We start from the raw sequence: 14,502 nt of genomic DNA on the forward strand, positions 1-14,502 counted from the left end.
GCAGCCTGTTCTGGCAAATCCGTTTGCGACCATCCGTTATTTATACAGTTCTGCGGTCATGTGAACACGGTTGTTGGTGTTCGCTTCCGTAATTTTATACTGCGCGCCCTGTTCCTGAGCCTGAGCAGCGATTTTTGATTCTGCGCCATCCAGTGTGGATGAGGTGACAGAAACGCTCTCTGCAAAGCTGCCAAAAGAGATCAGCGAAAGAGTTGCGAGTGCGGCGATTGAAAGTGCTTTTACGTTTTTCATGGTCATATTCCTGAGTTATAAATTGGGAGGATGTTTGCCTCCGATGGGAAGAATAGTAACTCAGGTTATGATATCAATATTAACTATTAGTGCGACAATGGTGATCGTGCTAATTGTTTATCTGGGGATCAGACAGCGACTGTGCCGTCTCCGTAATCAACGTCCTGAACCAGCGATGGGCAGGATCGTCGCGATAGCGTGCATGCCAGCCCATTTCAACCGGAAAGGTGCCCAGGTCAACCGGCGCGGGAACGATTCTGAGCCGCTGATCGCGTGAAAGATGCTGACAGATCAAACGCGGCAGGGTAGCGCAGTAGTCCGTGACCGCAATCATTTCCGGCACGGCCAGAAAGTGTGTGACGGAGACTGCAACCTGACGACGCAGGCCCCGCTGTTCAAGCGCCTGATATAAACCGGCGCGCATACGGCCAGGCGGCAAAACGTTGACGTGCTTTAGCTGCTCATATTGCTCCGCGCTGAGCTTTTCGCCCACCAGCGGATGATCGGCGCGTATCACGCAGGCCAGACCTTCATTCATCAGGTGCTGAACAACGAGATTGTCGGGCGGCTCCACGATACGACCCAGCACCATATCGGTATTACCTGAAATCACACCGGTTTCAGTGACGTCATTGCCAAAAGGAGTGAGGCGGAGTCGGATGCCGGGCGCACAGCTCCTCAGGCGGGCCACGATGGCAGGCATCATGATGAATTCTACATAGCTGTTAGGCGCAAGCGTGAAGAGCCGGGTGGCATTAAGTGGATCAAAGTCCTGCTGGCCAAGAATAACCTTGTCGATCGATGACAGCGCAGCACCGACCACCTGGGCCAGCTGTTCCGCTTTCGGCGTCGGTCGCATCCCGTAACGTTCGCGGATAAATAGCGGATCGTTAAGCGTTTCACGCAGCCGGTTTAATGCATTAGAAAGTGCCGGCTGGGTTATGCCAAGCCGTTCCGCTGCGCGGGTAACGTTGCGCTCCTCCATCATGACCAGCAAAACTGGCAGTAAATTCAGATCGTATTTCATTAAGTTATAATGCTATGTGAATAACTGAAATTGAAGAAATAAATTTCATAAATATTCGTAACCCCGCCATGATTAACGGGTCAACGCAGAAGATGGCGGCTCAGACTCTGGTTCTGACTATCCTTACACCTGAAACCGACTAACTGTTATATGGAGCGGAAATGAAAATTTTAATGGTTTTGACCTCGCATGATGAGTTGGGCACCACTGGCAAGAAGACCGGTTTCTGGCTGGAAGAACTTGCTGCACCTTACTATGCATTTCTTGATGCGGGCGCAGAGATTACCCTGGCTTCACCGAAGGGCGGCCAGCCTCCACTCGATCCAAAAAGTAATGAACCCGATTCTCAGACTGATGAGACCCGCCGCTTCCATGCCGACTCTGCTGCTCAGGCAGTACTGGCCTCGACCGTCAAGCTTGATACTGTTGATCAGGAAGCATTTGACGCCGTTTTCTATCCAGGCGGCCATGGTCCTTTATGGGATCTGGCAAACGACAAACACTCCATTTCGCTGATTGAGAAAACCCTGCAGGCGGGAAAACCGGTTGCGCTGGTCTGTCATGCTCCAGGTGTCCTGCGTGATGTGAAAAATGCTGATGGCACTCCTCTGGTCAAAGGGAAAAAAGTCACTGGCTTCACGAACAGTGAAGAAGAGGGCGTTGGCCTGACTGAGGTGGTGCCGTTCCTGGTTGAAGATGTGCTGAAACAGAACGGGGGTCTCTACTCACGAGGCGATGACTGGCAGTCCTACACGGTTCAGGACGGTTTGCTGATTACCGGTCAGAACCCAGGTTCATCAGCCGAGACCGCGAAGGTTTTACTGGCAAGCCTGGCAAAATAAAGCTCTTTACAGCATGCTGAGTTCTGAGGGCGCCTGCGGGCGCCTTTTTTTATTCCTTCAGTTAAGTGCCGGGGCAGATAGTGACTTGCTTAATTATTCAGGTTGAATAGATTAGGGGTCAATTTTTCTTAACATTGATAATAAATTTACGGGCGCTTCAAAGCAAAATTATTGCCTGAAAAATTCACTGCAAATATAAACATGTTTTTAAAACCAGTGTTGACATCGTTTTTTATATCCGTAAAGTAGGACTCATCAGCGGCGTGCAGTTGCCCTGATAAACCGGAAACAAAAGCATTATGAGTAAAGTGAAAAGGTCCGACAAATTTGTGAGTTGAACTTGTCGGTGGTTCTGTTAAACATTGTTCTTTAAAACTGTTCGTTAGTTAAGATAACCCTGTTAAATGGAGTCGAAGTAAGTCTTTAAGAAGTATGTAGTATCGCGTCGCGATGATGTAAGGCCTCGTAGTTCTGAACGTTACGTTACGACAGGATACGATTGCGGTTTAAACGTCGTAATGAAAGTAAGGCAACGCATCAAAGAGTATATATCGCGATGGGGGTGTGCAGATTTATACGGGCCTGACCTGTCTTTGTCTCCTGAAAGACTATCAGGTGGTTGAAACCGCTAATAATAGTGACATTTAAGTATCGTGATCATTATTATCCGCAGGATCTGTTCATAAATAGCAGTACCGAAGTAGTACCTATCAATTAAGTTAGTTAATGGTAAACGTAAAATCTGTAGTACCTTAAAAGCCCTGGCTATTTCAGTCAGGGCTTTTATCTTTTTACGATGTCTGTCAGTTCTTTTCAGAACGTAAATGTGACTAATTACCATTACCAAAACAGCTTTTAAAAAAATAACCTGGGTGCTTCACGCGCGGTTTATTCTTCTGCTATTTTTTCCTCAGCTCAACACTCTCTTTCCTGATCTCCCCAGCATCAATTCTTACCCCGCTATCGACATAGTAAAGCGCGATTTTGCCTTTTCGACGTCGGACAGAATGCGACATAACGCCCCGTTATCCTGTCTGTTACTTAAACAAAATCGCAAAACAGTGAGCCGCAGTCCGGTATCCCTTTCAATACACCTCCGTTTTAGCCACGGACGCCAGTCGCTCACGCAGCCACTCATGCCCTTTGTGATGATGTGTTCGGTCATGCCAGGCCATGATTTTACTGAAGCCGGGGATGATCAGCGGTGGTGACAACATGACCAGACCCGTGGTGTCGACCACCAGTCGTTTCGGTACCACGCTTACCAAATCAGTGACGCGCAAAATTTCCGGGAGCACCAGAAAACTGCAAACTGAGAGCGTTACCCGACGGGCCCGGCCAATCTCAGCCAAAGCCTGATCGGTAACCCCATGAAAATTTCCACCGGGCCACGAAACCAGCGCATGATCCTGCGCACAGAACTCATCCAGCGACAGCGTCGCACTGCCCGCCAGAGGGTGATTTTCACTCAGCAGACAAACATATTCTTCATTGAACAGTTGCCGCTTATGAAATGTCGGTGGCGTGGTCTCTGGCGTCAGCAACGCCACATCAACTTGCCCATGTTCAAATTGTCCTGACAGGGTCTCGCTGTTCACGGGTACCACCGCAACACGTATACCTGGCGCTTCACGTCGTAAATGTGCGATAAACGGCACAATCACCGCACTAAGTGCATAATCCGTTGCAGCAACATGTAACGTCATCTGTGACAGGGCCGGATCAAACTGTTGCGGCTGAAGCAGTTCTCCCACCTCCGCCAGTATCGCTTTTACCGGCCCGGCCAGTTCCAGCGCCCGCAGAGTCGGCACGATGCCGCGTTGAGCCCGGATAAACAGCGGATCATCAAAACTTTCACGCAGTCGTGTCAGCATACCGCTTACCGCAGGTTGCGTCAGGGACAGACGTTCAGCCGCTCGGGTCACGCTGCGTTCATCCAGCAGCACGTCCAGCGTTTTTAATAAATTCAGGTCAACGTTAAGCAGATGATTGTTCATCTTTCCCCTGTGGCACGAGGTTGAATCGTGATATTAATCTAAATAATATCACAGATAAATTATAACGATTGGCCTTATATTTGGAGGGATCAGATACTGCGTTTTCCACGGCACTGATTACCGGTGCAACCGTTATAAGGCAGGAAAACGTAGAATGAAAATGAACGCGATTCACTGGCCAGATGGATTTATCCCGGGTCTGACTGATAATTTCTGTTCAAACGAGGTGATTGTCACTGACCTGACGCCAGAAGCCGTCTGGTCGTTGCTGGCCACCCCCGCTTGCTGGCCTGAATATTATGCTAACTCCGCTAACGCACAGTTTTATGATAATAAAGGGCCTGTACTGGAGCAGGACGTGCTTTTCTGCTTTGAGACTTTTGGCTTCCGGGTTGAGGCAAAGGTGACGGAATGTGTTCCGCCACTAAATGGCGAAGCGGCACGTCTGGCCTGGCACGGTTGGTCGGGTGAGGAAGGGGCTGCCGACCGGCTTGATGTTCTTCATGCCTGGTTGATTGAAACGCTGCCAGGAAACCGGCTGCGCATTCTGACGCAGGAGACGCAAAACGGAAATCCGGCGAAAGAGCTGGCGGTCGCTAAACCTAATCCGATGATCAATGGGCATCAGGAGTGGCTGGATGGACTTGTCGCTGCGGCAAGGCCGACTAAATGCTGACTGGCGAAGAGGATGACTATTTATAACCGGCGCGTCGGTTGCCTGTTCCGGCTGGGTTTAATATTAAAGTGAGCTTCAGACAGCGCTACCCTCTTATGTATTTAATGTCAGCAATAGGGTGCGCCGTTTTATGCCTGGCGGGATTGATAATAATAAAAGGGTTTACCTGACAGGTCTGAGACGACTTTTCTATATCGACGATTTGTACCTCTGAAGAGTCGAGCCTTTAGGGGTATCACGCTACTCACCATTCTGAAACCTGATGAATACCTGAGCATAAGTTGTGCACAAAAATGTCAAAAAAATCCCACTAAGTCAGCAAAAATAAATCTATCCTCATTTGAAGTTGGTGGAAGATTAAAGTTGAATTAATTAAGATTAACTTATTGATTTAAATCAATTAAGTTGAAATGCTAAGTTATTACTATCCACTCGTCTATCTGACAGAGAAAAGGTGGATGCTTAAACAAATAGAAAAAAGCTGAAATGCATAAGAAATAACCCTATAGGATATTGAATTTATTGAAAATACATGAGGTTCTGATAGTAAATTATCTTTTTTATTGAGTGATTCAAGTTTAATATTATTCCATTTAATAATACTGCATTCTCAAGTATTTCAAGGTGTTAATATAAAAAAGATCGCTTTTCTGGTATCTGTTAACATGAATAAATTTATAAGGGTTTTTTATAAATATTATCATTTGTCCATCGCGGAGAGTTTCCGTTTTCAGATGGCAAAAAAATCAATCTACGTCATAGTCAATATTGACCGAGTTATTGCGCTATAGCTTTCTTTTGAAATTCATCTGCGCCTGTAAAGTGCGCTATTAAAACAGAGGTTAAAATGTCTGCAGAATCTCCAGAGAATATCTCCAGCGATCTTTCTCAGTTCGTCGGTACGCATTTTGTCTATACCTATGATAATGGATGGAAATATGAGTGGTATGCTCGCAACGAAACCACCTGTGATTACCGCATTCATCAGGGACTGGTAGGTGGCCGCTGGGTGACCAACCAGAAAATGCACGCGATTCAGTTCGCCCCGGGCATTTACAAAGTAGACTGGCATGAACCCACCGGCACCTGCGTCAGCCTGCTGTTTGATCTGAATCGCACCCTGGTTCACGGCACAATTTTCTTCCCGCAGTGGATTGCCGGTGAAGGTCAGCATCCGGAAAAAACTATCTGTTATAAGAATGACTTCATTGAAGATATGCATCGCTTCCGCGATGAAGGCCCGGCCTATCCGTATGTGATCATTCCAGAGTTTGCAAAAGTGACTTATATGAAGAATGAAGGACCTGATAACGATGAAGTCATTAATCAGGCACCTGGACAGATGCCTGCTGACTATTTTGATGGTAAGTAACTGAGCCGGCTAGCCGCCCCTAAGGGCGGGTAGCTTCTGCCTGACGCGCCAGCGTGCGGGCCAGGATTGAGGAGTAGAGTGGTTTCCCCCCCAGAAACTGCGCCAGCAGCGTAGCGCCCAGACAGGTAATAATCATCGGCAATATCAGCTGATAGTTATCGGTCATCTCCAGCACCAGCACGATACCGGTCAGCGGTGCTCTTACCGACGCCGCAAACAGCGCTCCCATCCCCGCGATAGCAAAAGTGCCCGCTTCCAGATAATAAAACGGGAACAGGTCCGTCATTGCCACTCCAAAGGCTGTCCCGAGCAGCGTACCCAGCGCCAGCATCGGCGCAAAAATACCGCCCGGCGCACCTGAGCCAAAACAGAGCAGAGTGGTCACCAGCCTGACCAGAAAGATGATCAGCAGCAGGGTGAACGGAAAGACGCCATGGACCGCCTGTGGAATCAGTTCTGAACCGCCGCCTGCGCCAGGTGCAAACAGCAGAGCCAGAATACCGCATCCGCCGCCCAGCAATGCACCGGCCAGCACCACGCGTGCCGTTTTACCGGCATAAAAGCGGGCAAAAAGATCCTGCGTGATAAATATCAGGCGGTTAAACAGGACGCCGACCATACCGATTATCATACCGAGCACCAGATAGAGCCACAGCGTCTGCACGGGCGCATCAGCCAGCTTGCCGACGGAGATCACCGCCTGTTCGCCGTTGAAACAGCTAAACACGATGCTGGCCATAATCACACCGGTAAACACGGCTTTAATTGAAATCAGGTTATAGCGGAATTGCGGACGCATTTCCTCGATGATAAACAGGATGCCTGCCAGCGGCGCATTAAACGCCGCTGCCAGACCGGCCGCCGCGCCGGTTGCCAGCAGCGTATGACGTGCCTCATTGCTGCGCATCCCCAGAATATCAATGACCATGCGGCCAATGTTCCCGCCCAGCTGCACTGTCGGGCCTTCCCGGCCCAGCACCATACCGGCACCCAGCGTGCCCATGCCGCCAAAGAACTTCACCGGAATCACCCGCCACCAGCGCACAGGCCTGAGCTCTTCCAGCGCCCCTTCAATTTCAGGGATACCGGAGCCACCCGCTTCAGGAGCAAAGCGCCTGACGAGAAAATAGCCCACCATCGCCAGCAGAGCGGAGATGGCAAAGGCGGCGGCGTAGAGCATCCAGCCCTGAAACTGCGATGGTATAAGCGTGTCAGCACGCCACTGCTGTATTGCTTCAACGGCCCGGGCAAAGGCCACACCTGCCAGGCCAACCAGCATACCGACCAGCGCGGCACAGAACAGCATCGCCAGCGGCGTTTTATCACGATAGAGCAGGGCGCGAAACATCCGGCTGCGCGCTGCGATGGAGCGGGGAACATAAACCGGCTGCGGTGATTCTTCATTCATTGAGAGGCATTCTTGTTCAATCAGACCAGCGCCCCAGTTTACTGAGTGATAAGGTGAAAACAAACGTCAGGATCAATTTCATCGGGGTAAAGGGTTAATTCGTCTGTGGTGGACAAACCACTTGCGCCATGCGTTCGCGGTAGGCTGGATCATCCTGGTTTTTCAGCGCCTGAGCCGCCGCGGTCAGCGTGACCTGATTCTGCTTCTGGTTCTGCTTATCGTTAAGAAACGTCTGACGCAGTTTTTCATCGGAGAGGGCTGGCGATAACTGGCACTTCTGGCGCAGATCGTCAGTTATCTGCTGCTGACGCAGCGCAAACTTTAGCGTGTCGTAGGGTGCGGCTGCCACAATCAGCGGGCTTAACAGCGGCAGAATAAACAGCGTGTTGCGGATCGCGTTCATGATGGTCTCCTGACTGCCGAGGACAAAATCGGGTCTTCGGCAGTTTTCATTTGATATTAATCGCATTGAGTGATTAGCCTGAGCACAATATTCCCGACCGACTGCGGCAACATCGCCACGGTCGACGCAATAATCATAGCAATACTGGCGTGACAGGGAGCTGACATGCAGCCACATTCCACTGAAATTCTCACCGCTGACTGTTGTATCGTCGGCGGTGGCCCGGCCGGACTAATGCTGGGTTATCTGTTCGCCCGCGCAGGCCTGCGCGTGGTGGTGATCGAAAAGCACGCCGATTTTCTCCACGATTTTCGCGGTGACACCATCCATCCTTCGACGCTGGAAATTATGCATCAACTCGGTCTGCTGGAATCTTTCCTGACGCTGCCGCATCAGCGTGCCGAAAAGCTGGAGGCGGAAATCGGCGGACAGAGTATTACGATGGCCGATTTTTCACGCCTGCCGGTTCAGTGCCGTTTTATCGCCTTTATGCCGCAGTGGGATTTCCTGAACTATATGGCTGAACAGAGCGCCCGGTATTCGGGCTTCAGCCTGCTGCAGTCGACCTCTTTTGAGTCGCTGAATGTTGAAAATGGCAAGGTCAGTGGTGTGATAGCTTCCCGCGGGAATCAGCAACTGCACATCCGCTGTAAACTGGTGGTCGGTGCAGATGGCCGCCATTCACGCGTTCGCGAAGCGGCAGGACTGACCGGACAGGAATTCGGCGCAGCACGTGATGTCATCTGGTTCCGCTTAAGTAAACAGCCGCAGGATCCCGATTTGGGCATGGGCCATAAAGGGCCACGCCAGAACTTTATTGTTATCGATCGCGGCGACTACTGGCAGTGTGGACTGACCATTCCGAAAGGGGAGTTTGAAGCGAAACAGGCCGCAGGACTCGACGCGTTTAAAGCAGAAGTGGCGGCCCTGTCGCCCTTTGAAGCGACGCGCATGGCGGAAATCAAGAGCTGGGAAGCCTTTAAGCTGCTGTCGATACGGATTGACCGACTGGATAAGTGGGCGAAACCTGGTGTGCTCTGCATTGGTGATGCGGCACATGCTATGTCGCCGATTGGCGGGGTTGGCGTAAATCTGGCGATTCAGGATGCGGTGGCGACGGCGAATCTTTTGACCGATCCCCTGAAGCGGGGAGAACTGCAGCTGCGCGATCTGGAAAAAGTGCAGAAGCGCCGTCAGTTCCCTACCGTCGCCACGCAGTTTTTGCAGATCAAAATGAGCCGCAGCAAAGCAAAAAGAAAACCTACGGGAAGCAGCAAGGTTCCCGCGATTATCCAGCGCCTGCCGTTTCTGCGTTTTGTACTGGGACGTCTGATCGGTCTGGGCTTCAGGACGGAGTCGCCGCAGGTTGCGCACATAAAAGAAGAGCGTTAAATGATTTCGACAGCGATCAGATATCATGCGACACTGTTTCACAGTGAAAGTACTGTCAGATTGAGCCGCTATTTATCTGATAATTGGGCGCTAATTGAGCATTTCTGAGCTAAATTATTTTCGATTTTTGCGCCTGCATAGGAGAGGTTTCAGTGCATAACGAGCAAAATGGCAGCGACATAAAACGTCTGAGTACGATTAAGGCGCTTTTATCACCGGATGAAGCCCGGGATAAAGTGCTGGAAAGATTCGTTAATCTTGCCAGCCAGGTGCTGGGTATTTCTGGCAGCTTCATTTCGATTATTGACGATCATAATCAATATATTAAAGCGTCACGGAACTTCGATCTTAAGCAATCGACCCGAGATGAGTCTCTCTGCCGCCACGTCATCGATGGTGAGGGTCATCTGGTGGTGTATGACACCTTACTGGATGAGCGCTTTGTCACGCACCCGTTTGTTAAAGGCGATCCGCATATTCGTTTCTACGCCGGTGTCTCGCTGCAGAATCTCGACGGCGCGACGCTGGGCACGCTCTGCGTGACCGACACGCAGCCACATCCCTTTACGGATGAGAAACTCGCTACGCTGCGCTCACTGGCTACACTGGTTACCTCTTTTCTGGATGTCTGGAACAACGCAGGTTTTGCCGATGTCATTACGCACCTGCCAAATCGCCCTCGCCTGATTCGAGATATTCAGCAGCTGACCCTTGTTGCACCACAGAGCCGCTTTCGCCTGATTCTTATCGACTGCCTCGACATCATTCGTGCCTATGAGCTTTCCCGTGCGGTGGGTATTGCACCGATGGAGAAACTCTTAAGGCAGATGGCGCAGGATCTGGCACACCGGCTTAATCTCCCGGAGAATGAGACGCTCTATACTTTCGCCCCAGGCCGTTTTGCCATTGTCCAGCCCTACTCGGGTCGTTATACCGCACATAACATGATCGACCTGTTTAAGGGCATGAAGGCCGATCTGGCGGAAAATATCACGCTCGACCTGGATGTCTTTACCGGTGAAACAGAGTTTGTGCCGGGCCAGATGAATGCCAATGAAACGGTACGTCAGGCGGTGAGCGCGCTGCATGAGGCGATTGATGAGAATATCAGTGCGATGTGTTTTGAAGAGAGTTACGACTCGCGGCGCACCGATGACTTCATGATCATGAACGATCTGGCTCAGGCGCTGAATAAAGACGAAGAGCTTTACCTGGCCTGGCAGCCTAAAGTGTGTCTCAAAACCGGTAAAACGGTCGGACTGGAGGCGCTGATCCGCTGGAATCATCCTGAGCGGGGCGAGCTTTTCCCTTCAGAATTCATTCCGTTAGCGGGTAAAACCAACCTGATTTCCGATCTTACCAACTGGGTTATCGATCATACCATTGAGCAGCTTGCGCGCTGGGATCGCGAGTACGATCTGATTCCGGTTTCGATAAATGTCAGCGAGCGCGACTTTGCACAGCCCGATTTTGCCGATCGGCTGGTGGCGAAATTAGCGGCGGCTAAGTTACCCAATTCTATTCTGGGCATTGAGTGTCTTGAAAATGAACTGATCACCAAAACCAATGTGGCGATCAGCGGGCTGGAAGCGCTGAAATCACACGGCTTTGTGATCTCGCTGGATGATTTCGGCACCGGCTACAGCAACATCAGCTATCTGCAGGATATCCCGCTGGATGTGATCAAAATCGACCGATCCCTGATCTCGCGTATGGGTGAAGATGATGCATCAAAAATCATCGTCAGATGCATTATTCAGATGCTGAAAGAGCTGAACTACACCGTGCTGGCCGAGGGCGTTGAGACGGAAGCCACCCTGACGTTGCTGAAAACTTACGGTTGCGATCAAATCCAGGGCTACTTCTTTTCAAAACCGCTGCCAGCCAGCGATATTGAACACTGGCTTTATCAGAAGTCACACTAGACAAGTGGCCCGCAGCAATCGTTGCGGGCTCTCATATTACTCACTGCCGGTAGCGTAGCGCTCAACCGGCGTGATGCTTTTAATCAGCTTGTTATCAAACAGAAATTGCTCGTAAGCCTGATAGCGTGCGCGATCCAGTTTTGCCGGATCGGCGGCAAACAGCGGCAGGGTGGCACGCCATGCCTGATGATTCAGCGGCGTGTTCAGCTCCGGATGCGCGCGGGCAAAGGCCTGCCAGCTCTCCTCCGGGTGCGCCTGCAACTGCGCATTACCTTTCTTCAGTGCCCGCAAAAACTTTTTGATTTTCTCCGAGTGAGCCTCATCACGGTTGGCGACGATGATCAGTTCGTCATAGGCCGGAACACCATAATCCTCGACGTTGAAGACCACCGGGTTTTTACCCTGCTGTTTCATCTCCAGCGCTTCGATATTGCGATAGCCGCCGATAACGGCATCCACCTGCCCGGTCATCAGGGCGCTGGTGAGCTGGAAATTGACGTTAATCAGCTTAACCTGATCGGCCTTTACGCCATCATGGTTCAGCATGGTCGCCAGTGTCGCCTGTTCAATGCCGCTGACGGAATAGCCGATGCGTTTACCTTTTAAATCGGCTGGTTTTTTTACCGTTGTGTCTAACGTCATCAGCGTATTCAGCGGACTGTTAATCAACGTACCCACCCGCATCAAGGGCAATCCCTGATCGGCGAAGAAATGCAGCTGCGGCTGATAGGTAATCGCTAAGTCCGCCTGCTTTGCTGCCACCAGACGCGGCGGCAGCGCCGGATCGGAAGGCGGCACAATGTTAACCTCCAGCCCTTCTGCCGCAAACGCGCCGGTCTGCTGGGCCACCATAATTGGCGCATGATCGGGATTGATATACCAGTCGAGCACCAGAGTCAGTTTCTCCATCGCCTGAGCCTGTGTGGCTAAGGTGGCGCTGAACAGCAGGGTAAGCAGAGGCATTTTTGTCATGGGTTTTCTCATTGGTTTGGTTATTAATGTGTCTCGGGTGCCCAGGTAATCAGGCGGCGCAGCAGGATGTCGAGGGTCAGCCACAGGGCCAGCGTCATCAGCACCAGAATAAACAAGGCGGCGAAACAGAGGTCGCTCTGCATCCGGGCGTTGGCATTCAGCATCACGTAGCCCAGCCCCTCGGCCGAGCCGACCCATTCGCCGATGATTGCGCCTATCGGCGCGACGGCTGCCGCCATCCGTAATCCTGAGCCCAGGGCGGGCAGCGCGGCTAACAGCCGGACATGGCGCAGTTGCGCTACAGGTGATGCGCCCAGCGTGCGAGCCAGATCGAGATAGCCGGGCGTGACGCGACGCAGGCCATCAAAAAAGGCGGAGGTCACCGGGAAGAAGATCACCAGGACGGCCATCGCGACCTTTGCGCCCATGCCGAAACCAAACCAGAGCACCAGCAGCGGCGCCAGGGCAAAAACCGGAATCGCCTGGCTGGTGATCACCAGCGGCATCATCCAGCGCTGCAGCCACGGCGAAAAGGTCATGCCCAGCGCCAGCACACTCCCCAGCAGCACGCCGAGAGCCATGCCGCTGACGATCTCGGTCAGGGTAATCAAAGTGTGATGGCCGAGATAGCCTGCGTTTTGCCACAGTGCGATGCCGACTGCGGCGGGTGAGGGCAGCAGAAAGGCTGGAACCGAAGTCAGTGTGGCGAGCCACCACAGCGCAATCAGTCCGGCAAACAGCATCACTCCACGGTGAAGACCGGCAAAACCTTTATGTAATCTCATCCCGCTATCCTGCTCAGCTGCTTCAGCAATGCGGCCTGACTCTGCAATACCTGTATGTCGTCTGCAGCCCTTGGTGGCTGGCCCGGCAGAGGCGGGCAGGTTTCAATTCCCGCAGAACCGATCATCAGCACGTAGTGACTGAGCCGACAGGCTTCGGCGGCGTCATGGGTAATCAGCAGCACGGTGTGTCCGACCAGCACTTCTGCGGACAGCGTCTGGATCTGAGCGCGGGTGAGTGCATCCAGTGCGGAGAAGGGCTCATCCATCAGCACAACGGGCTGACGGGTGTAGAGGGTGCGGGCCAGCGCGGCGCGCTGACGCATCCCGCCGGAAAGAGTCGCGGGTCGCGCGTTTGCATAGTGGCTAAGACCTACCCGCATCAGCAGATGCTGCGCCCAGTCGCGATCGGCCCTTTCACCTTTCAGGCGACTGGCGAGGCAGACATTTTGTTCAACCGTCAGCCACGGATAGAGCAGATCCTGTTGCCCCATCCAGGCGATGCGTCCGGTCAGCGGCAGGCCGTCGCTGCCGCTGACCTGACCGGCGGTGGGTGGCGTCAGACCAGCAATGACCCGCATCAGGCTGCTTTTTCCGACGCCGCTGGCACCCAGTAAAGCGGTAAAAGCACCGCCCGCGATCTCCAGATCAAGCTGGCTGAAGAGTGGCTGCTGGCCATAATTCAGGCTGAGCTGGCGAATTGAAATGCCTGGCGTCACCGGACTGCACGGCAGGTTCATGAGCTGCTCCGCTGGGCGGCAGCATGGTTGAAACCCATCTGCCAGAAAGCGGCTTCCAGCCGGGTCGCGGTGGTGAAGATCTCCGCCAGCGGGTGAAACCGGTGTTCACCGGCGCGCTGCCGGGCCTGGGTTTCAAACAGTGAAAGTGAGGAGCGAACGCCAGCCAGATACGCTTCGTTGCCGTAATTTTCAATCCATGCTGCGTAAGGATTCCCCTCAAAGCGGGTCGCGGGGTCATGCAGTAGTGTCAGGCCAATTTCAGCATAACCGGCAACGCACGGCATCAGCGCGGTCAGCAGTTCCAGCGCATCCCCGGTGTGACCCACGTCCAGCACGTAGCGGGTGTAGTTGAGCGTTTCCACTGCCTCGGGTTCACTCGCCATTGCCGCCTCGCTGATGCCCCATTGCTGGCAGTACGCCTGGTGAAGCGGCAGTTCGCTGACGATGGCGTTAAGCGATGCCGTCGCGCTGCGTAATGCGTCTGGCTCAGAGAGTTTGCTGATCAGCAGGCCCCAGGCACGGGCGAAGTGCAGCAGAAAGAGATAATCCTGAGTGAGATAGTGGCGAAAAGCCGCGGGTGGCAGGGTGCCCTGACCGAGTTGCCGCACAAACTCGTGCCCGATATAGGCGTGCCATTGGCTGCCCGCCTGCAGGCGCAGACGACCATAAAAGCCGGTGTCGAAAAGCGGATGTGACATAGGATCTCCAGTAACA

14 protein-coding genes are annotated in these 14,502 nt (G+C 52.6%); 5 read left to right on the forward strand and 9 right to left on the reverse strand.

All coding sequences use genetic code 11. From position 1 onward, the window contains the following. Positions 1-36: 36 nt before the first annotated feature. A complete protein-coding gene (locus FOV68_RS10255; RefSeq protein WP_010246960.1) occupies positions 37-252 on the reverse strand; it encodes a YdgH/BhsA/McbA-like domain containing protein in 216 nt (71 codons plus the stop codon). A gap of 109 nt (positions 253-361) precedes the next feature. Next, positions 362-1,279, reverse strand: a complete 918-nt coding sequence (locus FOV68_RS10260; protein WP_083069838.1) for a LysR substrate-binding domain-containing protein — start codon at positions 1,277-1,279, stop codon at positions 362-364. 161 nt (positions 1,280-1,440) lie between these two features. Between FOV68_RS10260 and FOV68_RS10265 the strand changes: the two genes are divergently transcribed. Next, a complete protein-coding gene (locus tag FOV68_RS10265; RefSeq protein ID WP_143990764.1) occupies positions 1,441-2,121 on the forward strand; it encodes a type 1 glutamine amidotransferase domain-containing protein in 681 nt (226 codons plus the stop codon). 1,085 nt (positions 2,122-3,206) lie between these two features. Here the strand turns inward: FOV68_RS10265 and FOV68_RS10270 are convergent. After that, entirely contained in the window at positions 3,207-4,118 is a 912-nt protein-coding gene (locus FOV68_RS10270; protein WP_143990765.1) for a LysR family transcriptional regulator, read from the reverse strand. 160 nt (positions 4,119-4,278) lie between these two features. On the opposite strand from FOV68_RS10270, the gene FOV68_RS10275 reads away from it, so the two are divergent. Next, positions 4,279-4,794: an SRPBCC domain-containing protein gene (locus tag FOV68_RS10275; protein ID WP_143991001.1), complete on the forward strand. Its 516-nt coding sequence runs from the start codon at positions 4,279-4,281 to the stop codon at positions 4,792-4,794. Between the two features lie 847 nt (positions 4,795-5,641). After that, on the forward strand, positions 5,642-6,166 hold the full coding sequence (locus FOV68_RS10280; protein WP_143990766.1) for a phenolic acid decarboxylase: 525 nt from the start codon (positions 5,642-5,644) through the stop codon (positions 6,164-6,166). 19 nt (positions 6,167-6,185) lie between these two features. Here the strand turns inward: FOV68_RS10280 and clcA are convergent, their stop codons facing one another. Continuing rightward, complete coding sequence (clcA, locus tag FOV68_RS10285) at positions 6,186-7,574, reverse strand: H(+)/Cl(-) exchange transporter ClcA (protein ID WP_143990767.1); 1,389 nt, start codon at positions 7,572-7,574, stop codon at positions 6,186-6,188. A gap of 94 nt (positions 7,575-7,668) precedes the next feature. Beyond that, positions 7,669-7,977, reverse strand: coding sequence for a YicS family protein (locus FOV68_RS10290; protein WP_039389748.1), 309 nt, complete (start codon positions 7,975-7,977; stop codon positions 7,669-7,671). A gap of 165 nt (positions 7,978-8,142) precedes the next feature. Here FOV68_RS10290 and FOV68_RS10295 point away from each other — a divergent pair, with 165 nt between their 5' ends. Then, entirely contained in the window at positions 8,143-9,369 is a 1,227-nt protein-coding gene (locus FOV68_RS10295; RefSeq protein ID WP_143990768.1) for an FAD-dependent oxidoreductase, read from the forward strand. A gap of 152 nt (positions 9,370-9,521) precedes the next feature. Continuing rightward, entirely contained in the window at positions 9,522-11,294 is a 1,773-nt protein-coding gene (locus tag FOV68_RS10300; RefSeq protein ID WP_069026825.1) for an EAL domain-containing protein, read from the forward strand. A gap of 36 nt (positions 11,295-11,330) precedes the next feature. Here FOV68_RS10300 and FOV68_RS10305 read toward each other — a convergent pair whose 3' ends face one another. Genes FOV68_RS10305 through FOV68_RS10320 form a run of 4 tightly spaced genes read right to left on the reverse strand, consistent with a single transcriptional unit; the run spans position 11,331 to position 14,486 of the window. Further along, complete coding sequence (locus tag FOV68_RS10305; protein WP_083069816.1) at positions 11,331-12,266, reverse strand: ABC transporter substrate-binding protein; 936 nt, start codon at positions 12,264-12,266, stop codon at positions 11,331-11,333. Between the two features lie 23 nt (positions 12,267-12,289). Continuing rightward, entirely contained in the window at positions 12,290-13,051 is a 762-nt protein-coding gene (locus tag FOV68_RS10310) for an ABC transporter permease (protein WP_115758085.1), read from the reverse strand. Next, entirely contained in the window at positions 13,048-13,788 is a 741-nt protein-coding gene (locus tag FOV68_RS10315; protein WP_143990769.1) for an ABC transporter ATP-binding protein, read from the reverse strand. The genes FOV68_RS10310 and FOV68_RS10315 overlap by 4 nt, the downstream gene beginning before the upstream one ends. Then, a complete protein-coding gene (locus FOV68_RS10320; protein WP_031591624.1) occupies positions 13,785-14,486 on the reverse strand; it encodes a TenA family protein in 702 nt (233 codons plus the stop codon). The genes FOV68_RS10315 and FOV68_RS10320 overlap by 4 nt, the downstream gene beginning before the upstream one ends. Positions 14,487-14,502 lie beyond the last annotated feature (16 nt).

It is taken from the genome of Pantoea sp. paga (assembly GCF_007558755.1).
Classification (GTDB): domain Bacteria; phylum Pseudomonadota; class Gammaproteobacteria; order Enterobacterales; family Enterobacteriaceae; genus Pantoea; species Pantoea agglomerans.